Here is a 19660-nt window from a genome sequence, read left to right on the forward strand (position 1 = left end):
AGAAATTTTATTTTCTCTGTTTTGCCCAAAAATAAAAGTGCCCTTAACGGGGTACTGAATAGTTACGAAAAATTGTAGATTAGGATTTGATATGGATTACCTACTCTTTTCAGGAGAGTAGAGTTGGCCTTTGTCCAGCAGACCAAAGAGCAGACGTTGTATATTCATCAGGATTTAATCTCTGAACTGTTTGAAGGATTGCTTTATCAATAGCCTTTAATTCCTTTTCAAAAGAACTGATACAGTTAAAATCTGTATGAATTACGAGCTGCAGGCTTTCTTGGCAATAGCAAAAGCTTTGCTGGAGACGAAAAGCAGTGACCATAGCTACAGTTCTTATAGAACTTATAGTAGCATCTGGGGCCATGACTATAAAGTAAATTATTATACGAGGAGAAATAAGCGATGAAATGTTTATCCTGTAAATATGGAGATATGGAAGAAACGAAAACAAATTACTTTGCACAGCTCAATAATTGTTATATTATCATTGAAAATGTATTGCAAGTAAAATTTTTATTATGGATTATACAACAGCTGCATAAGGCTGGATTAAAACTATATCTTCTGGAAAGGAAATAGAGAAATGAGAGCATATGAAAGATTATTAAATTATGTAACCGTGCATACCCAAAGTGATCCGGAAAGTACTACAGTACCGACCACCAGCTGCCAGTTTGACCTGGCTCATAAGCTGGTAGCAGAAATGAAGGAGTTAGGCATTGAGGATGCCAGAGTAGATGACAAGTGCTATGTCTACGGAACTCTTCCGGCAACCGCCGGCTGTGAAAATAAAAAGAAAATCGGTTTTATTGCTCATATGGATACAGCACCGGATTTTAATGGTGAGGGTGTAAAGCCACAGGTGATTGAAAATTATGATGGAGGGGACGTTGTGCTGGGAAACAGCGGCAAGGTTCTTACTGTGGAAAATTTTCCACACCTTATAGGACTGAAAGGAAGAACTCTGATTACGACAGATGGAAGGACCTTGCTTGGCTCCGATGACAAGTCTGGTATTGCAGAGATTTTGACAGCGGTAGAGATTATTCAGAGGGACAAGCTGCCTCATGGAACTATCTGCATTGGATTTACTCCGGATGAAGAGGTAGGAGCCGGTGCGGATTATTTTGATGTAGAGGCCTTTGGAGCAGATTATGCTTATACTCTGGATGGCGGTGAAGAAGGAGAAATCGTATATGAGAACTTCAATGCAAGTGAGGCAAACTTTACAGTACATGGCTTTAATGTGCATCCGGGAAGTGCTAAAAACACAATGATTAATGCCCAGCTGGTGGCTATGGAAATCAATGGGCTGCTTCCGGGCTGTGAGACTCCGGCTCAGACCGAAGGCTATGAGGGTTTCTTCCATCTGTGCGAAATGGAAGGAAATGTAGAGAGGGCAACGCTTCAGTATATTGTCAGAGACCATGATATGGGAACCTTCCGGCGGAGAGAAGATATGCTTCGTCATATTGTTAAAGTATTAAATGAAAAGTATGGTGAGGGAACGGTAGAATTGTCCATCCGTGAGCAGTACTTGAATATGAAGGAAAAGGTAGAGGAATGCTTTGAGGTAGTAGAAAAGGCAGAGGCAGCAATTAAGGAGCTTGGTATCGAACCGATTACCCTGCCGGAGCGTGGTGGCACGGATGGTGCAAGGCTCAGCTTTATGGGACTTCCATGTCCAAACCTTGGAACTGGCGGATATGCCTTCCATGGACCTTATGAGCATGTAACAGCAGAAGGTATGGACAAAGCTGTAGAGGTTATTCTGGGAATTATCAAGGCATAAAAAGGCTTGACTAAAAGTAAAAGGACCTGGAAAAGGAGATAAATCCAATTCTGGGTCCTTTTTGAATTTTATCAGGAATTGTCTGCTGACATATAACGAAGCAGCAGGTAGTTGGTATAAGGACGCTCAATACGGAACTGTGGGTCCTCACTGGAGGTAAATACCAGATAATCATAGGTGGCTTCTCCAAAGTCAAAGCTGTATCCCAGCTTGTCCGGATAGCCTAGAAGGACACAGACAATTTCTCCATCTTTCGTGAAAATCATCTGAACCATGGATTCACCAACTGTTTCCAGGGCAATCTTACAATCATTCACATTGACACCAATAGTGTCACATATTTTCTTTTTTGAGGTATAAGGAGCAAAGGTATAGACCTTGTCCCATTCAAAATCAGTCAATTTGTTTAAGGAAACAACTTCGCCTGCAGGCTGTGAGATAATTGTATCCGTGAGGCGGCGTTCATTCTCTGCTGCGGGTGTAGTGAGAGTAACTACCATATAGATAATAAGGGCAAGCAGTAAAAATAGTACGAGTAGAATCTTGTTTTTTGCTCTTTCGTTCATGGATTTCACTCCCTTGTAAGATTTTGTATGGTATAGTATAACACAAAAAAGCAGTTTTGTCATACTGTGTTTGAAAAAAGCCAAAAAACATGGTATGATACCGAAAGAGAGAATAGACAGGAGATTTTATGAGATACGATTATAGTCAGATTACAAAGAACCTTCTTAGCTGGTATCGGGAAAATGCAAGGGTGCTGCCGTGGAGAAGTAATCCCAAGCCCTATTATGTGTGGATATCCGAAATTATGCTTCAGCAGACCAGGGTGGAGGCTGTAAAGGAATATTTTAACCGTTTTATAAAAGAACTGCCGGATATAGAGGCTCTGGCAAGGGTAGAGGAGGATAAGCTTTTAAAGCTCTGGGAAGGGCTTGGCTACTACAACCGGGCCAGAAATCTTAAAAAAGCAGCTATTATTGTTATGGAGGAGTTTGATGGAAGACTTCCGGCAGATTATGACAAGCTTTTGACGTTACCTGGAATTGGCTCTTACACAGCGGGGGCTATAAGCTCAATTGCTTATGGAATTCCTGTACCGGCAGTAGATGGCAATGTTCTTAGAGTGACAAAACGGCTTTCGGCTGGATATGAGGATATTACCAAGGATTCTGTAAAAAAAGAAGTATTTTCAGAGCTTTTGGAGGATATGCCAAAGGAAGAGGCAGGGGCCTTTAACCAGGCGTTAATGGAGCTGGGAGCAGTGGTCTGCATTCCTAATGGAAAGCCCTTATGTAAAAGCTGTCCGGTAGCGGAATGCTGTCTGGCCTGTAAGCAGGAGGTGGCGATGGAGCTTCCGGTAAAGCCTGCAAAAAAGGGAAGGAAAATAGAGGAAAAAACAATCCTGGTATTGGAGTATCAGGGCAAATATGCTCTTCATAAGAGAGGAGAAAAGGGACTTTTGGCAGGTCTGTGGGAATTCCCTGGACTGGAAGGAAGGCTTGGAATTGAGCGAATAGAGAAGCTTCTAGAGGAACACCAGATAGAGGAGTACACCATGGAGCTTCTCGGCGAGGCAAAGCATATTTTCAGTCATGTAGAATGGCATATGCTGGGCTATGGAATTCGGATTGACAAAGAGTGTCCGGAGTTTGAAAACCAGGAGATGTTTTCAGAACTGGTATGGGCTGACAGAGAGCAGCTGCTTGGGGAGTATGCCCTGCCGTCGGCGTTCCGGACCTATAAAGAAAAGCTATAGCAATTATTGATAAAAGAAGGAAGGGATGGAAAGGATGCTGGAAAAAGGAAAATTTTTAGATATGCTGGGAGAAATCCTGGAGATTGCAAAAACTCAAGGTGGAAGCTTAAGCCAGGAGGAAATACAGGAATATTTTAAGGGCATGGAGCTGACAAAGGAGCATATGGATGCAATTTACGCCTATTTATCTGAAAATAAAATTACGGTAAAAGGAGTTTTATATACGCCGTCACAGAAAAATGCAGAGGCAGAACAGAATGAAGCAGACAGTATTTATCTTACTATGTATCTGGAGGATTTAGCAGGAATTGCTCCGGAGGAGCCGGGAGAGGCGGAGCAGCTGTATCTTAGGATGCGTGGCGGGGAAGAGGCTGCCAGGGTACGTCTTACGGAGGTATGGCTTTCCAGAGTAGTTGAGCTGGCAAGAGGCTACCAGAATCAGGGTGTATTTATCGAGGACTTGATTCAGGAGGGAAATATCGGACTTCTTTCCGGTATTGAAGCTTTAATGGAGAGGCAGGAGCATCTGGCTGCAGAGGAATATCTAAAGGAATCGGTATGCCAGCACATGGAAAACCTGATTGATGCTGCTATGGGCGAGGATGATTTGGAAAATACTGTACTGGCAAAGACGAATCTGATTAGTGAGGCGGCTAAGGTATTAGCTGAGGATATGGGAAGAGTGGCTACGCTGGAAGAACTAGCAGACTATACAAAGATTCCTATGGAGGAAATTGGTGATATTCTCAACCTGTCTCTGGATGCGGTGAAGGTTGGAGAGGGTGAACATCACCATCATCATTAAGAGGCTTGAGTTTCCGCATTTTTTACATTGCCGGTTTTCTTTGCTGGAATATCTTTTTATATAGAATTCTTTATTCGAAAGATTTTTTAATATCCTGTGCATCACCAAAATAAATTCATTGCTTTCGCTCGCAAAAACCGGAATTTTAGGAAAATCGTTTCTAAAGATGCCTTTATTCCTGCCTTTTCAACGGTAGGACAACCCAAAGGGACTGTACATCAGAGTGAACACAAGCTTCGTAAACTTTTGTGCCGCTATAGACAGGATTGTTTTCATCTGATGTACAGTCCTTTTGGGTGGTTCTCCCGTGAAAGAGGCAGGAAACATTTTTTAGAAACGATTTTTTAAAATTCTCGGTTTTTACTCGAACGAAGCCTCTGAATTTATTTTGGTGATACACAGGATTTACAAACTCATTGAATAAGAATTCTATATAAAAAAGAAACTGGCAAAGAAAACCGGCAATGTAAAAAATGCGGAAACTCAAGTATTAAGAGATGGTTGACTTTTGAGGAGGAGAGAAGTAGAATGAAAATAACCTTTCTGAGTGCTTAAGGTACGTCCTGAGCTAAAGATTGTGTACAAATTATTTTGTTACACTATTGAACCGGCAGGGAGGAGTCTACCCTTTTGCCGGTTTTTTATTCGATAGGAAAGTGCGTCCTATCTCTTCGATAGGAAAGGGGGATTGTTATGGAGAAAGAAAACACAAAGGTGGCTTTGATTGGTATTATTGTAGAAAATCCGGAAGCAGCGGAGGAGGTAAATGAGCTTCTGCATGAATTTCGGGAATATATGGTAGGCCGTATGGGAATTCCCTATCGGGAAAAGGAAATTTCTATTATTTCCATTGTACTGGATGCACCGGAGGATAAAATTAGTGCATTATCAGGAAAGCTGGGAATGGTCAGAGGCATCAGTGTGAAATCCATGACTGCAAAGATGAAAACCAGATAGGAAGGATGGGGTAAAACCATGTATGATGTGAAATCAAAGGTAGCAACAGAATTTATTGACCATGAGGAAATTATGGAATCTCTGAAATATGCAGAGGAGAACAAGCATAATAAGGAACTGATAGATTCCATTCTCAGGAGGGCAAAGGAATGTAAGGGAATTTCCCACAGGGAGGCTCTGGTGCTGTTAGACTGCGATTTAGAGGAGGAAAATCATCGGATTTATGAGCTTGCTAAGGAAATCAAGCAGAAATTCTATGGAAACCGGATTGTTATGTTTGCACCATTATATTTGTCAAATTATTGTGTCAATGGCTGTACCTACTGTCCATATCATTACAAAAATAAACATATTCGCAGAAAGAAGCTGACCCAGGAGGAAATCCGCCAGGAGGTTATTGCTCTGCAGGATATGGGACATAAGCGTCTGGCTCTGGAGACGGGAGAAGACCCGGTAAACAATCCGATTGAGTATGTGCTGGAAAGTATTAAGACGATTTACAGCATTAAGCACAAAAATGGAGCTATCCGCCGTGTCAACGTCAATATTGCAGCAACAACAGTAGAAAACTATAAGAAGTTAAAGGATGCAGGTATCGGTACTTATATTTTGTTCCAGGAGACCTATCATAAGGAAAATTATGAAAAACTGCATCCAACAGGACCAAAGCATGACTATGCTTATCATACAGAAGCGATGGATCGTGCTATGGAGGCGGGGATAGATGATGTAGGTATTGGTGTGTTATTTGGCCTTAATATGTACCGATATGACTTTGTGGGACTTTTAATGCATGCAGAGCATCTGGAGGCTGCAATGGGTGTCGGACCGCATACTATTAGTGTTCCGAGAGTTCGTCCGGCAGATGATATTGACCCGGATGAATTTAACAATGGAATTTCTGACGATATTTTTGAAAAAATCGTGGCTGTACTTCGTTTAGCTGTGCCATATACCGGCATTATTATTTCAACCAGAGAAACCAAGGAGTCCAGAGAAAGGGTTCTAAAGGTAGGTGTATCCCAGATTAGCGGTGGCTCCCGTACCAGTGTCGGCGGTTATGTGGAGGAGGAATCTGAAGAGGATAATTCTGCTCAGTTTGATACCTCAGATAGAAGAACTCTCGATGAGGTCTTAAACTGGCTTCTGGAGATGGGCTATATTCCAAGCTTCTGTACTGCCTGCTACAGAGAAGGCCGTACTGGTGATCGATTCATGAAGCTGGTAAAATCAGGACAGATTGCTAATTGCTGTCAGCCAAATGCTCTGATGACTCTCAAAGAATATTTGGAGGATTATGCTTCAGAGGATACCAAGGCAAAAGGAGAAAAAGTAATTGAGGCAGAGCTTAAAAGAATCACCAACCCAAAGGTATATGAGACGGCAAAGGAACGGATGAAGAAAATTGCGGCGGGTGAAAGAGACTTTCGGTTCTAAGCAAAGAAATACTAGTAAATATTTTCCTGGAAATAAGCAAAAATTTCTCTTTTTTACAACTCCAGCGTTATACTTCTTCCTACTGGCTCATACTGACGGTATTTAATCCCTACGGTATCCATCATTCGCTTAGAGGCCCGGACGGAATCGCTGTCTGCATATTTGTCAGAGCCATAGATGATTTCCTTAATACCGGATTGAATCAAAGCCTTTGTGCATTCGTTGCAAGGAAACAGGGTGACATATACTTTGGCACCCTGAAGACGGGAACCGGTATAATTAAGCAGGGCATTGAGCTCTGCATGGCAGACGTAAGGATATTTGGTATCTAAAGGGTCGCCCTCCCGCTCCCAGGGATATTCATCATCTGAAATGCCAATGGGCATACCATTGTAGCCAAGAGAAAGAATTTTGTTGTCCTCGCTTACGATGCAGGCACCGACGCCGGTATTCGGATCCTTGCTCCGCATAGAGGAAAGCATCGCAATTCCCATAAAATAAGTATCCCAGTTAATATAGTCCTGTCGTTTCATATTTGCTACCTCCCATTTTCACTAATTATATTTTAACATTTTTACCAGGATGTGTAAAGTCCGACTGTTGCTTGAGCCTTCGCATTTTTACAAAAACTTTACATAGAGGTGGGGTAAACTTTACAAAGCTTGTATATAGTAAAAATATATTGGGAAATATGTCTTATTTCTGTAAAGTGAAATTTTGGGTTAGGTTAAGGAGGAAGCTCATGTCGATGAATGATATTGAAATGCTGTTTAAATTTGCTGGTGGTCTTGGACTGTTTTTATATGGTATGAACATCATGGCAGACGGCCTTCAGAAGGCAGCAGGAAACAAAATGAAGTCTCTTCTTGGTATTTTAACAGGAAACCGTTTCCTGGCTGTACTTGTAGGTGCCTTGGTGACTGCGATTATCCAGAGCAGCTCAGCTACTACAGTTATGGTAGTTGGTTTTGTCAATGCCGGACTTATGGATTTGACACAGGCGGTAGGTGTCATTATGGGTGCCAATATTGGTACGACAATCACGGCATGGCTGGTTTCCATGAATGAGCTGGGCGATATACTGAAGCCAGAATTTTATGCTCCTGTGTTAGTTTGTATCGGAGCATTCCTTATACTATTTTCCACAAAGAACCGGAAAAAGCAGGTGGGTGAAATTCTGGTCGGCTTTGGTGCCCTGTTTATTGGCTTAAGCTTTATGTCTGGTGCGATTACCCCTTACCGAGATGCACCTGTTTTCGCCAATGCATTTATGATATTAGGAAAGAATCCGATTCTTGGTATTTTAACCGGTGCGGTTGTAACAGCGATTATCCAAAGCTCGTCTGCTTCTGTCGGTATTTTGCAGACCTTGGCATTAAATGGTATGGTAAACTGGGGCTCTGCTATTTTCATTACTTTGGGACAGAATATTGGTACCTGTATTACTGCCCTGTTATCCGGTGCAGGTGCCCATAGGACAGCAAAGCGTGCAGCAGTGATTCACTTCCTGTTCAATGTAATTGGAACTCTTATATTTGGAACGGTTATGTTTCTTATATTTGCATTTAATAAGGAGCTGGCTAATGCTCATATTAATAGTGTCCAGATTTCTGTATTTCATACCATATTTAATATTACGAATACGATTGTGTTGTTTCCATTTGCCAACTATCTGGTAAAGCTTTCCGGAGTGCTGGTAAGAGGAGAGGAAGAGGAGGAAGAGGCAAATCCATTGGATAGCCTGAAAAACCGACTGGATAGACGTATTTTAGAGTCACCTACCTTTGCGATTGAAACAGCAGAAAAAGAAGTTGCGAATATGGGCTCTATTGCTCTTAAAAATATTGAACGGGCAAAGAAGGCTCTCTTGGAAAATGATTCTTTATCAGTAGAAAAGGTTGTTAAGTGGGAACAGATTATTAATGGCTATGAGGAGCAGCTGACAGCATATCTGGCAGAAATCAGCAATCTTTCCCTGAATGATAAACAGCATATTAAGGTAAAGAATATGCTTTATACGATTAGTGATATGGAACGAGTAGGCGATCATTGTGAAAATCTTTCTGAGCTGGCAGCAGCAAAGATTGAAAAAAATTTGGAATTTTCCCCAATCGCAGCACAGGATTTGGAGGAGATGATGGATAAGGTGCTTGCCTCCTATGAGGCTGCCCTTATGGCGAGAATTACCGGCGATGTTCATTATGTTGATGAAGAAACAGCTTACGAAAATATAGTTGATGATATGGAAAAACAGCTTCGGGAAAAGCATTTTGTACGCTTGGCTAAAAATGAATGTAATGCTACAATCGGTGTTTATTATATTGATGCTATCAGCAATCTGGAGCGTATCTCTGACCATGCAGATAATATTGCCCACTATGTTGTTGATGAAGTATAGAAAATTTCCATAATTTGTGATATAGTATTCCTGTGGTGATAAAAGCTTGTGATTGCAACACAGAAGACAAGGAGTAAAAGAATGGAAGCAAAAACAATTCTGGTAGTAGATGATGAAGATCATATTGTAGAACTGATTTCCTACAACTTAGAGAAGGTGGGGTATGCAGTAGTAAAGGCAGATTGCGGTGAAAAGGCCCTGGAAAAGCTAGAGGATTGCCAGATTGACTTGATTGTTTTGGACTGGATGCTTCCGGGAATGGATGGAATGGAGGTATTAAAACGGATTCGCAAAAGTACCCGCTTCAAAAAAATGCCGATTATTCTCTTGACGGCAAAAAATGATGAAATGAGTAAGGTTGTAGGATTGGAGGTAGGAGCTGATGATTACCTTGGCAAGCCCTTCAGCGTCCACGAACTTCTGGCAAGAATCAAAGCACTGCTTCGCCGGAGTGAGGGTGTCTTTGAAGAAAAGGAAGAGGATAAATATAGCATTCATATTAACAATATGGTCATTGATAAGGCGAGGCATATTGTGGAGATTGATGGAGTGCCGATTGACTTGTCTTTAAAAGAATTTGAGCTTTTATATTATTTGGCAAAGAACCGGGGAATTGTACATCCCCGTGACCTGCTACTGGAAAAGATATGGGGATATGATTACGAGGGAGAGACCAGAACGGTGGATGTCCATGTAAGTAACTTGAGAAAAAAGCTGGAAAAAGACAATAAAACCTCGGTAAGCATAAAAACGATCCGGGGCATAGGGTACAAATTATCTTAAGGTACGGAGAAAATAAGGATGGATGAAATGATTGCACCCGGCATTGAGCTGGAAGCCATGCTCCGCAGTATGAATAATGGAGTTGTGGCAATTAACCATGAAAATCAAATTATCTTTTATAATCAGGTGTTTTTAACGATTATAGGAAGGCTGGCGGAGAATATTAAGCTGCGGCCTTTTTATGAAGTAATACGAAATGAGATTATCTTTGATGCTATTGATGTGGTACGACAGACTGGCAAAGATGGTATTCGCGAGGGTGAGTGGAAGGATAAGATTATTCGTGCGACAGCCACACCTTTGGTTGGAAAAGAAGAAAATCTGGGAATTCTTGTAATTGTGGAAGATATTACCCAGCTAAAGAAGCTGGAAAGCGTACGGAGCGATTTTGTATCTAATGTGACTCATGAGCTGAAGACTCCGCTGACTTCCATCCGAGGATTTGTGGAAACATTGAGAAATGGGGCGATTGCTGATGAGGCGGTTGCCAGGAAATTTCTGGACATTATTGATATTGAGACAGAGCGGTTGTCCTCTCTGATTCAGGATATATTAACACTTTCTGAAATTGAATCCGGAGAAGATCACGAAGCTATAGCTTGTAATGTAGGTAAGGCGGCCCAGGAGGTTGTAGAGCTTTTAACAGATTCAAAAGAAGGGGTTCAGCTTATTTATGAGCCTGTACCTTATATACGCCCTTACACCTGCAATCCGGTGCGTATCAAGGAGCTTTTGATCAACCTTTTAGATAATGCTATCAAGTATACGGAGGAGGGCTATGTACGGCTTATCTGCAGGGAGGATGGAGAGGAATTGCTGATTTGTGTTGAGGACACAGGAATTGGTATGGAAAAGGAGCATCTGCCGCGGATATTTGAACGCTTCTATCGGATTGACAAAAGTCGTTCCCGTAAGCAGGGAGGCACCGGGCTGGGCCTTTCGATTGTAAAGCATATCGTTGAGCTTTATAATGGCCGGATACGGGTAGAAAGTAAGGTGGGCCTGGGAACCCGGTTTGAGATAAGGCTGCCTTACTAAAGCTTCTACGGGTGCCGTATAAGATATTTTGTAAATTTTATAGTAAAGACTTTGGAAATAAAAAAGAAATTTTGTGCAACAAGAGAATAAAATAAGGACAGCTGTCCTTTTATATACGATTGAAAAGTAATAAAATAGAAGTACTATAGATGTCCAATCAATATTTGAGATAGGGAAAAAGGAGGAAAACAATGAGATTATTTGGGAAAAGACTTTTAACCGCATTGCTGGCAGCATCCTTAGTGCTTCCAGGCTGTGCACCAGCTGCAATGGCAGCAGAGACAACTGGCACCAAGGAGATTCAGATTCTGGCGACCAGCGATTTGCATGGAAAATTTGTTCCATATGACTATGCGTTGAATGCAGAAAGTACCTCTGGAAGCTTGGCGCAGGTATCAACCATGATTCGGGAAAAAAGAAATAGCAACACAATCCTTGTGGATGTTGGAGATACGATAGAAAGCAACTCTGCAAGTCTGTTCTTTGATGAGGAGATACACCCGATGATTGCCGGTTTTAATATGCTAAACTATGATTTCTGGGTAGCAGGAAACCATGAGTTTAACCATGGCGTAGATACCCTGTTAAAGGTAGCAGATAAGTTCAAGGGGACCTTCCTCTGCGGAAATGTATATGATAAGGGGACCGGAAAAGCCATTGGCGACTGCTATAAGATAGTTGAGAAGGATGGCGTAAAGGTTGCTGTTATCGGTATGGTGACGCCAAATATTACCCGTTGGGATTCTGAGAATCTGAAAAATTATAAAGTAACCAATCCTTTGGATGAGCTGAAAACAGTCATAGAGGCAGCGGATAAAGAAGCTGACGTTATCGTTGCTGCTTTACATATGGGCGTTGAGGGCGAGTATGGCGTGAAGGGCTCTGGTGCGGAGGAGATTGCAGAAGCCTTCCCACAGATTGATGTTATTTTGGCAGCCCACGGCCATGAGGTGAGAAACGAAGAGAAAAATGGAGTTCTGATTATTGAAAATAAAAATCAGGGGCAGACACTGACCGATGTAGACATTACTGTAAAGGCTGACGGCAAGGGCGGCTATGAGGTGACAGCTGCAAAGGCTGAAATTTCTTCTGCCAATGGCGTAAAGGCAGATGAAGAGATGGTAAAAGCCCTGTCAAAGTATGATGAAAGAGCAAAAAAGGATGCTGTGACGGTAGTCGGTGAGCTAAAGGGAGGAGATTTGGTTCCGGAAACAGAAATCCCTGGAGTTACCCAGTCCCAGATTGAAGAGACTGCTATGATTAACCTGATTAATCAGGTACAGATGTACTATGCCAAGGCAGAGGTTTCTGCTGCTGCAGCCTTTAGTGCTACAGCGAACATGAAAGAGGGTAAAATCAGAAAATGTGACAATGCTCTGATTTATAAGTATGATAATACCCTGTACCGCCTGGAAATGACAGGAAAGCAGTTAAAGCAGTACATGGAATGGTCTGCAAAATATTATAATACCTACAAAGAGGGAGATTTAACCGTTTCCTTCAATGAGAATGTAAGAGGCTATAATTATGATATGTTCACAGGTGTAAAATACGAGGTTAATATTTCCAAGGAGCCAGGAAACAGAATCGAAAACCTGACCAGAATGGATGGCACACCGGTCAAGGATACGGACAAGCTTGTAGTAGCAGTAAACAATTATCGTGCAACCTCTCATCTTTTAACCTGGGGCGAGGTATATGTAAAGGAAAACGGCGATACTCTTCCGAAGCTTCTGGAAAAGGATGTTATGGCAGGTGAGACTGTTCGCGGACTGATCGGCAGATGGATTACAGAAAAGAATAAGGGTATTATCCGCCCTGTTCTAGATGGAAACTGGAAGATTACAGGTAACAGCTGGAACGAAGGTCTTCACGACAAGGCAGCTGAGCTTGTAAAGGCTGGAAAGCTTACGATTCCTACCTCTTCAGATGGAAGAACACCTAATGTAAAATCCATCACCATAGCTGATTTAAAGGATTATGTCAGTGTTGCAGCTGTAAAGGTAAATGCAAATGGTGGAAAGGCTTCTGCTAAGATCTTTTATGCAGAGGAAGGCGAGGTCTATGGCACCTTGCCAACAGCGACCAGAAAGGGTTACGTTTTCCAGGGCTGGTATACAAAAAAGGATGGCGGCAAGAAGGTAACGGAATCCTCAAAGGCAGCTTCCGGAACTATTTATGCAGGATGGACCAAGGTAACAGCACCTGCTACGGCTCAGATTAAGAGTGTAAAGGCTGGTAAGAATACTCTGACTGTAAAGCTTGACAGTGTAAAGGGAGCAAAGGGTTACAGAGTATATTACTCTACCGACAAGAACTTTAAGAAGGGCGTAAAGAGTGTTGACACATCAAAGACAAGCGTAACCGTAAAGAACCTTAGCAGCAAGACCTACTATGTAAAGGTAAAGGCCTTTAAGGCAGACTCTACCGGAGCAAAGGTACTTGGTAAGGCAGGAAACGTAAAGAAGGCTACAGTGAAGTAATTTTAGTGTATAGATTTGTTTTAGATTAAAAGAGAAAAAAGAGTTTATACAACAGTTCGTATTGCTGAATTGCTATTGTATAAACTCTTTTTTCTCTTTCTGCTTGATAGGATATTTACTTGGATTTTATATCCTATTATGTTATGATAAAGATAGAAAGAGTAGTTGGAGATACTAAAAATAAGAGGTGATAGAGATGCCGGATATTCTTACAATTAAAAACATCGTTGAACCAATTGCACGTCTTTATGGTGTAAAAAGATTATATTTATTTGGGTCTTATGCTAAAGGAACAGCTGATGAAAAAAGTGATATTGATTTGTTGGTGGAAAAGGGAAAACCGATGTCTTTATTAAAACTTTCAGGAATGAGACAGATGGTAGAAGAAGCTTTGAATATTTCGGTTGATTTAGTGACTACAACAGGGATAGAAGAAGAATTTCAAAGGGAAATAGAAGGAACGGAGATATTGTTGTATGAAGAATAAAGACATTATTGTTTTGAAAAAAATTCTGGATTATTGCAATCAAGTAGAAGAAGCCTGTGTTATGTTTAGCAATGATTATAATAAATTTGTAAATATTTCAGTTTTTCAAAATGCGTGCTGTATGTGTATCTTGCAAATTGGTGAATTATGTAAGGCAGTATCAGAAGAATTGAGAAAAAAGGAGAAGGTAGTGCCGTGGAAAGAATGGTGTGGTATTAGGGATATTTTTGCACATCAGTATTCTAACCTAGACTATCAGTCTGCCTGGGATACCATACAGATAGATTTACCAGCATTAGAGAAGGAACTGGAAAGAATTTTAAAAGAGTTGAAATGATAAATTGCCAGGATTATTGAGGAGAAAATCAATGCTATGGATGTTAAAGAGCTGGAGGTGCTGGTGCTCTCTGTAATGAAAAAGGAGCTTGACAGCATTCTGGGATTGGGTGCGGTCATTGGATTTGTTATCGGAATGGTGAATATTTTTATTTAATAATGAAGTGGTTTGTGATAAAATAAAGAGAAATAGCAGAAACGGAAAAGAAATGGGGGACTGGTCATGAATAAGGTCATAACGGCCATGAATCACCTGGAAGGGGAGGAAAAAGAAGAATTAAATAAGCTTTTGAGAAATGCACCGGTCTGGCTGCTGAATGCATGCACGGTATTAAACCTGAAAAAGGGTGAGATTTTTGTGCGGGAAAAGGAGCCGGTTCAGACAGTCTATATTCTGATTAAGGGAACGGTAAAGGCCTGTGATTTTCATATGCTTGGTGTGGCATATGAATTCTGCCGCTATGAGGCAGTGGATATCTTAGGCGGCATGGAGCTGTTTATTGACTGCGAGCAGTACCAGACAACATTGATTACAGAGACGTCATGCCAGTTTATCACCGTGGCTAAGGACAAGTTTGCCAAGTGGATGCGAGAGGATGCAAATGCTCAGTGGTTCCATAGCAATAAGATGATAAAGTATCTGCTGGGAGAGTGCCGACGGGAGAGGGCTTACTTATTTTTACAGGGAACAGACCGGGTATATCTGTTTTTTGAATTTTTATATGAAAGATGCGACTGTCCGGAGATTTGTGTATCAAAGATTACCCGGCAGCAGATTTCTGATGAAACCGGACTTTCTGTAAAGACAATTAACCGGGCTTTAAGTAAGATGGCAGAGGAGGAGCTGATTACCATTAAGGGAAGGCAGATTCTTCTGTCCAGGGAGCAGTATGAGAAACTGAAGGAGCGGACTGCTGAGAAAATTGACATGTAATAAGGTTTACAATATATTGTAGGAAAAATGAATTATTTTCAAAATTAATTCTATATATAGTAGACAGAGAAATACTCTTATGCTATAATGTAGGAGCGGACAAGAATGGCCTTGGCATTGCAGCTGCAATACGCGGGGCTTTTCTTTTGCCGATAGTAATAAGAGATACATAAAACTAGGTATACAAAATGATAGGAAGGATAAGATGTATGAAGGTTATTAAAAGAGACGGAAGAATCGTAGAATATGATAGAAATAAGATTATTGCAGCTATCCGCAAGGCAAATGCAGAGGTCGAAGATTACGAGAAGGTAACAGAGGAAAAGATAGAGGGAATCGTAGCCGGTATTGAGGGCTTGAAACGGGAAAATATGCTGGTAGAGGATATCCAGGATATTATTGAGCAGAAGCTTATGGCAGAAGGTAAGTTTGTACTGGCTAAGACCTATATTATCTATCGCTATAACAGGGATCTGGTACGGAAGGCAAATACAACAGATGAATCTATTATGAGTCTGATTCGTAATGATAATAAGCTGGTTATGGAGGAAAACTCCAATAAAAATGCAGTGATTGCTTCTACTCAGCGTGATTTGATTGCAGGAGAGGTTTCCAAGGATTTAACTCGCAGAATGCTCCTTCCGGAGAAGGTTTCTAAGGCACATGATGAGGGGGTTCTTCATTTCCATGATGCAGATTATTTCCTGCAGCCGATTTTTAACTGCTGTCTGATTAATGTAGGCGATATGCTGGAAAATGGTACAGTTATGAATGCCAAACTGATTGAGAGTCCAAAGAGCTTTCAGGTAGCCTGTACCGTTGTCACACAGATTATTGCGGCAGTAGCCAGCAGTCAGTATGGCGGTCAGTCTGTAGATGTACGTCACCTTGGAAAATATTTAAGAAAGAGCCGTGACAAATATAAAAAGCATTACGTTGAAAAATATGGAGATAAGGTGTCTGAGGAGCTGATGGACCAGTTTGTACAGGACCGTCTGCGGGATGAGCTAAAGTCAGGAGTACAGACGATCCAGTACCAGATTAACACGTTGATGACAACCAATGGCCAGTCTCCCTTTGTTACCCTGTTTTTAAATCTGGATAAGGATGATGAATATATTGAAGAAAACGCCATGATTGTTGAGGAAATCCTGCGTCAGCGTCTGGAGGGTATTAAAAATGAAAAGGGTGTTTATGTAACACCGGCCTTTCCAAAGCTTATTTATGTATTGGATGAGCACAACTGTTTAAAGGGCGGTAAGTACGATTATATCACGAAGCTGGCAGTAAAATGCTCTGCAAAACGGCTGTATCCGGATTATATTTCTGCTAAGAAAATGCGGGAAAATTATGAGGGCAATGTATTCAGCTGTATGGGCTGCCGAAGCTTTTTAAGTCCATGGAAGGATGAGAATGGAAACTACAAATTTGAAGGACGCTTTAATCAGGGTGTTGTCAGCCTGAACCTGCCTCAGATTGGTATTATTGCGGATGGAGATGAGGAAAAGTTCTGGCAGCTTTTAGAGGAGCGGCTGTCCCTGTGCTTTGAGGCACTGATGTGTCGTCATCATGCCCTGGAGGGTACTTCTTCAGATGTAAGTCCGATTCACTGGCAGTATGGTGCGATTGCCCGTCTGGAAAAGGGAGAAAAGATAGATAAGCTTCTGCATGATGGATATTCTACGATTTCTCTGGGCTATATCGGTCTGTATGAGGTAACGAAGCTGATGACAGGTGAGTCCCACACCCGATCAAAGGGTAAGGAATTTGCCCTGCGTCTGATGAATCGTCTGCGTCAGGCTACAGATACCTGGAAGGAAGAGACCGGTATTGGCTTTGGACTTTACGGAACACCGGCAGAGTCCTTATGCTATCGTTTTGCTGAGATTGATAAGAAGAGATTTGGCATTATTCCAGACGTAACTGATAAGGGCTATTATACGAATTCTTATCATGTTGATGTAAGAGAAAAGATAGATGCTTTAAGCAAATTTGATTTTGAGGCACAGTTCCAGGTGATTTCCTCCGGTGGTGCGATTTCCTATGTAGAGATTCCGAATATGCGGAATAATCTGGAGGCACTGGAGGAGATTGTAAAATATATTTATGATAATATCCAGTATGCAGAGTTTAATACAAAGTCTGACTATTGCCATGTATGTGGCTTTGATGGTGAGATTATTATCAATGACAAGCTTGAATGGGAATGCCCACAGTGCCATAATAAGGATCACGCTAAAATGAATGTAACCAGAAGAACCTGTGGATATTTGGGTGAAAACTTCTGGAATGTGGGAAAAACAAAGGAAATCAATTCCCGGGTACTGCATTTGTAGAAAAGAGGTAAAATATGAATTACGCAGGTATCAAAAAGCTGGATGTGGCGAATGGGCCGGGGCTTCGGGTAACACTGTTTGTCAGCGGCTGTACCCATCACTGCAAGGGCTGCTTTAATAAGGAAACCTGGGATTTTAACTATGGAGCTCCCTTTACTGAGGCTACGATAGAGGAAATCCTTACGGAGCTTCGGCGGCCTCAGGTAGCCGGCCTTACCCTTTTAGGTGGTGAACCTCTTGAACATGTGAACCAACAGGGGCTTTTGCCCCTGCTTCGGCGGGTTAAGGCTGAATTCCCGGAAAAGCCACTGTGGTGCTTTACCGGCTATGATTTTGAAAAAGATGTGCTAGGCAGGATGGTAGCAGAGTGGGAGGAAACAGAGGAGTTCCTGTCCTATCTGGACATCCTGGTGGATGGCGAATTTGTAGAGGAGAAAAAGGACCTGAACCTTCGGTTCAAGGGATCCTCTAATCAGAGAACAATCCAAGTACCGGAGAGCTTGAAGGAAGGCAGAGTGGTGCTTTGGGAGGCTTAAGGAGAAAAAGATGGAAATACGCATTAAAAAATTATCAGAAAAGGCAGTAGTGCCGACCTATGGAAGTGAGTTGGCAGCAGGAGCTGATTTATATGCCTGCCTGGAGGATAAGATTACAATAGAGCCGGGAGCGACCTATATGGTGCCAACAGGGATAGCGGCAGAGATACCGGAGGGCTATGCAGGACTTGTATATGCCAGAAGTGGTCTGGCTTCTAAGAAAGGGCTGGCACCAGCAAATAAGGTAGGGGTTGTAGACCCGGATTATCGTGGTGAATTTTTTGTGGCTCTTCATAACCACAGCAGCGTAGCTGCTCAGGTTGAGCCGGGAGAGCGGATTGCACAGCTTGTGATTACTCCCTTTCTAAAGGCCGAATATACAGTGGTTGAGGAGCTTAGTGATACCGTAAGAGGAGCTGGCGGCTTCGGCTCCACTGGACGCAAATAAAAAGAGATTTCGCGGAGGCATGGGGAGCAGATGAAAAAGCTGATTGACAGTCTGAAATATGGTGACCGTGATACAAAGATATATTTGTGGAGCATAATTATTTTAACGGCAGCAACGGTGATTTTTGGCGTTGCTGCGGTTTTTATGCTGTCTTTTTTTTCTGGAGTGGTGTCAGTTATCTGTGCTGTAATTGCGGCACTGATTGTTCAAAATACTTCCTTAAAGGATAAGGAGTTTATGGAACCTTCTAAGGTAATGCCACAGGGAGAAGCCAGGGAAGCAGAGTCAGAGGAGAAGACAGAGCGGCAGGAAGAAGAGGACAAGGATAAGAAGGAAATTGTAGAAGAGGAAATTTCCCGCGTCGAGCACTACACGGAGCGTCAGGTTGTTCAGATTATGCATAAGCATAAGGTAAAACGGGATAACCGGAAGGTTATGATTGATTTGTGTACCTCCTTTCGCATTCGTCAGAGTCCGGCTTACTTTTGGGCAGAGGCTGGAAAGGCGAATTTCCTGGTATTGGAGGAGGAACCCCGGGTGATTCAGATACCCTTAAATAAAATTAAGGAAATCAGCTACGAACGAGGCATCTCTGTACAGAAAAACACAGATTATATGGATTTTAGGGAAGGCGGCTTTGTAGCTCAGATTTTTGAAGAAGTTATGCCCACCTATTATATGGCAATGAAGAATGGGAAAAAAGGCTATTTTAAAAATCTTTATACTATTACACCTGATTTAAAGGTAACCAATACCTCAGCGAGAGCGCTCTTTGATATTTTGAAGCTGGACTTTGGTATCCATGATGCGATAACGAATTCTAACAGATACAGTGAGTATTACAAAATGGCATACCGTGCCAACGTACTTTGGAAGGACCAGGTCATTAGTACGGAGGAATACCGGGAGCGGATTAAGGAAATATTTAAAGCACTTCGGGAAATGGGGATGCATGGCATGGAGTATAACGAGCTGGCAGAGCAGATGGTGGAAAGCAAGTTTATTACCAGAGAATATGCAGAATATTATAAAAATCTATAAATTTTGAAAAGAGTGTTGTTATTATCGCCCTTCGTAGTCCTGGCTTAAGAGCTATAATAACAACACTCAACAAATATACAAACCAAA

General features: G+C 41.9%; 20 protein-coding genes. 18 read left to right on the top strand and 2 right to left on the bottom strand.

Annotated elements, in window-relative coordinates; translation table 11 throughout:
- Positions 1-405: 405 nt before the first annotated feature.
- Together ASU35_RS19265 and pepT are read left to right on the top strand one after the other, a co-directional pair.
- Positions 406-582: a hypothetical protein gene (locus tag ASU35_RS19265; RefSeq protein WP_156059405.1), complete on the top strand. Its 177-nt coding sequence runs from the start codon at positions 406-408 to the stop codon at positions 580-582.
- A 4-nt stretch (positions 583-586) separates the two neighbouring features.
- Positions 587-1795, top strand: coding sequence for a peptidase T (pepT, locus tag ASU35_RS09380; RefSeq protein WP_058352764.1), 1209 nt, complete (start codon positions 587-589; stop codon positions 1793-1795).
- 71 nt (positions 1796-1866) lie between these two features.
- Here the strand turns inward: pepT and ASU35_RS09385 are convergent, their stop codons facing one another.
- Positions 1867-2361 carry a hypothetical protein gene (locus ASU35_RS09385; protein ID WP_058352765.1) on the bottom strand — a complete coding sequence of 165 codons (495 nt, stop codon included), beginning with the start codon at positions 2359-2361 and terminating at the stop codon, positions 1867-1869.
- Positions 2362-2489: 128 nt separating this feature from the next.
- Here ASU35_RS09385 and mutY point away from each other — a divergent pair, with 128 nt between their 5' ends.
- The 4 genes from mutY (at position 2490) to hydG (ending at position 6753) form a co-directional block, all read left to right on the top strand.
- Positions 2490-3554: an A/G-specific adenine glycosylase gene (gene mutY, locus ASU35_RS09390; protein WP_058352766.1), complete on the top strand. Its 1065-nt coding sequence runs from the start codon at positions 2490-2492 to the stop codon at positions 3552-3554.
- A gap of 25 nt (positions 3555-3579) precedes the next feature.
- Positions 3580-4359 carry an RNA polymerase sigma factor region1.1 domain-containing protein gene (locus tag ASU35_RS09395; protein ID WP_058352767.1) on the top strand — a complete coding sequence of 260 codons (780 nt, stop codon included), beginning with the start codon at positions 3580-3582 and terminating at the stop codon, positions 4357-4359.
- 693 nt (positions 4360-5052) lie between these two features.
- On the top strand, positions 5053-5316 hold the full coding sequence (locus ASU35_RS09400; RefSeq protein WP_058352768.1) for a TM1266 family iron-only hydrogenase system putative regulator: 264 nt from the start codon (positions 5053-5055) through the stop codon (positions 5314-5316).
- An 18-nt stretch (positions 5317-5334) separates the two neighbouring features.
- Complete coding sequence (gene hydG, locus ASU35_RS09405; RefSeq protein WP_058352769.1) at positions 5335-6753, top strand: [FeFe] hydrogenase H-cluster radical SAM maturase HydG; 1419 nt, start codon at positions 5335-5337, stop codon at positions 6751-6753.
- A 53-nt stretch (positions 6754-6806) separates the two neighbouring features.
- Here hydG and ASU35_RS09410 read toward each other — a convergent pair whose 3' ends face one another.
- Positions 6807-7286 (bottom strand): deoxycytidylate deaminase, encoded by a 480-nt coding sequence (locus ASU35_RS09410; protein WP_058352770.1) that lies wholly within the window; start codon positions 7284-7286, stop codon positions 6807-6809.
- A gap of 209 nt (positions 7287-7495) precedes the next feature.
- On the opposite strand from ASU35_RS09410, the gene ASU35_RS09415 reads away from it, so the two are divergent.
- The 12 genes from ASU35_RS09415 (at position 7496) to ASU35_RS09465 (ending at position 19573) form a co-directional block, all read left to right on the top strand.
- Positions 7496-9151, top strand: coding sequence for a Na/Pi cotransporter family protein (locus ASU35_RS09415; protein ID WP_058352771.1), 1656 nt, complete (start codon positions 7496-7498; stop codon positions 9149-9151).
- Positions 9152-9232: 81 nt separating this feature from the next.
- On the top strand, positions 9233-9934 hold the full coding sequence (locus tag ASU35_RS09420) for a response regulator transcription factor (RefSeq protein ID WP_058352772.1): 702 nt from the start codon (positions 9233-9235) through the stop codon (positions 9932-9934).
- An 18-nt stretch (positions 9935-9952) separates the two neighbouring features.
- Entirely contained in the window at positions 9953-10972 is a 1020-nt protein-coding gene (locus ASU35_RS20930) for a sensor histidine kinase (protein ID WP_058352773.1), read from the top strand.
- Between the two features lie 191 nt (positions 10973-11163).
- On the top strand, positions 11164-13455 hold the full coding sequence (locus tag ASU35_RS09430; RefSeq protein ID WP_058352774.1) for a 5'-nucleotidase C-terminal domain-containing protein: 2292 nt from the start codon (positions 11164-11166) through the stop codon (positions 13453-13455).
- Positions 13456-13651: 196 nt separating this feature from the next.
- Positions 13652-13942, top strand: a complete 291-nt coding sequence (locus ASU35_RS09435; RefSeq protein WP_058352775.1) for a nucleotidyltransferase family protein — start codon at positions 13652-13654, stop codon at positions 13940-13942.
- Entirely contained in the window at positions 13932-14279 is a 348-nt protein-coding gene (locus ASU35_RS09440; RefSeq protein ID WP_058352776.1) for a HepT-like ribonuclease domain-containing protein, read from the top strand. Before ASU35_RS09435 ends, ASU35_RS09440 begins: the two co-directional genes overlap by 11 nt.
- Before the next feature lie 15 nt (positions 14280-14294).
- A complete protein-coding gene (locus tag ASU35_RS18695; protein WP_278278071.1) occupies positions 14295-14435 on the top strand; it encodes a DUF445 domain-containing protein in 141 nt (46 codons plus the stop codon).
- Between the two features lie 66 nt (positions 14436-14501).
- Positions 14502-15212, top strand: coding sequence for a Crp/Fnr family transcriptional regulator (locus tag ASU35_RS09445; protein ID WP_058352777.1), 711 nt, complete (start codon positions 14502-14504; stop codon positions 15210-15212).
- 209 nt (positions 15213-15421) lie between these two features.
- Entirely contained in the window at positions 15422-17548 is a 2127-nt protein-coding gene (nrdD, locus tag ASU35_RS09450; protein ID WP_058352778.1) for an anaerobic ribonucleoside-triphosphate reductase, read from the top strand.
- A gap of 14 nt (positions 17549-17562) precedes the next feature.
- Positions 17563-18084: an anaerobic ribonucleoside-triphosphate reductase activating protein gene (nrdG, locus tag ASU35_RS09455; protein WP_058352779.1), complete on the top strand. Its 522-nt coding sequence runs from the start codon at positions 17563-17565 to the stop codon at positions 18082-18084.
- A gap of 10 nt (positions 18085-18094) precedes the next feature.
- A complete protein-coding gene (dut, locus tag ASU35_RS09460) occupies positions 18095-18532 on the top strand; it encodes a dUTP diphosphatase (RefSeq protein WP_058352780.1) in 438 nt (145 codons plus the stop codon).
- Between the two features lie 30 nt (positions 18533-18562).
- Complete coding sequence (locus ASU35_RS09465) at positions 18563-19573, top strand: DUF4118 domain-containing protein (protein WP_058352781.1); 1011 nt, start codon at positions 18563-18565, stop codon at positions 19571-19573.
- Positions 19574-19660: the final 87 nt, after the last annotated feature.

Source organism: Acetivibrio ethanolgignens, from assembly GCF_001461035.1.
GTDB classification, from domain to species: Bacteria; Bacillota; Clostridia; order Lachnospirales; family Lachnospiraceae; genus Velocimicrobium; species Velocimicrobium ethanolgignens.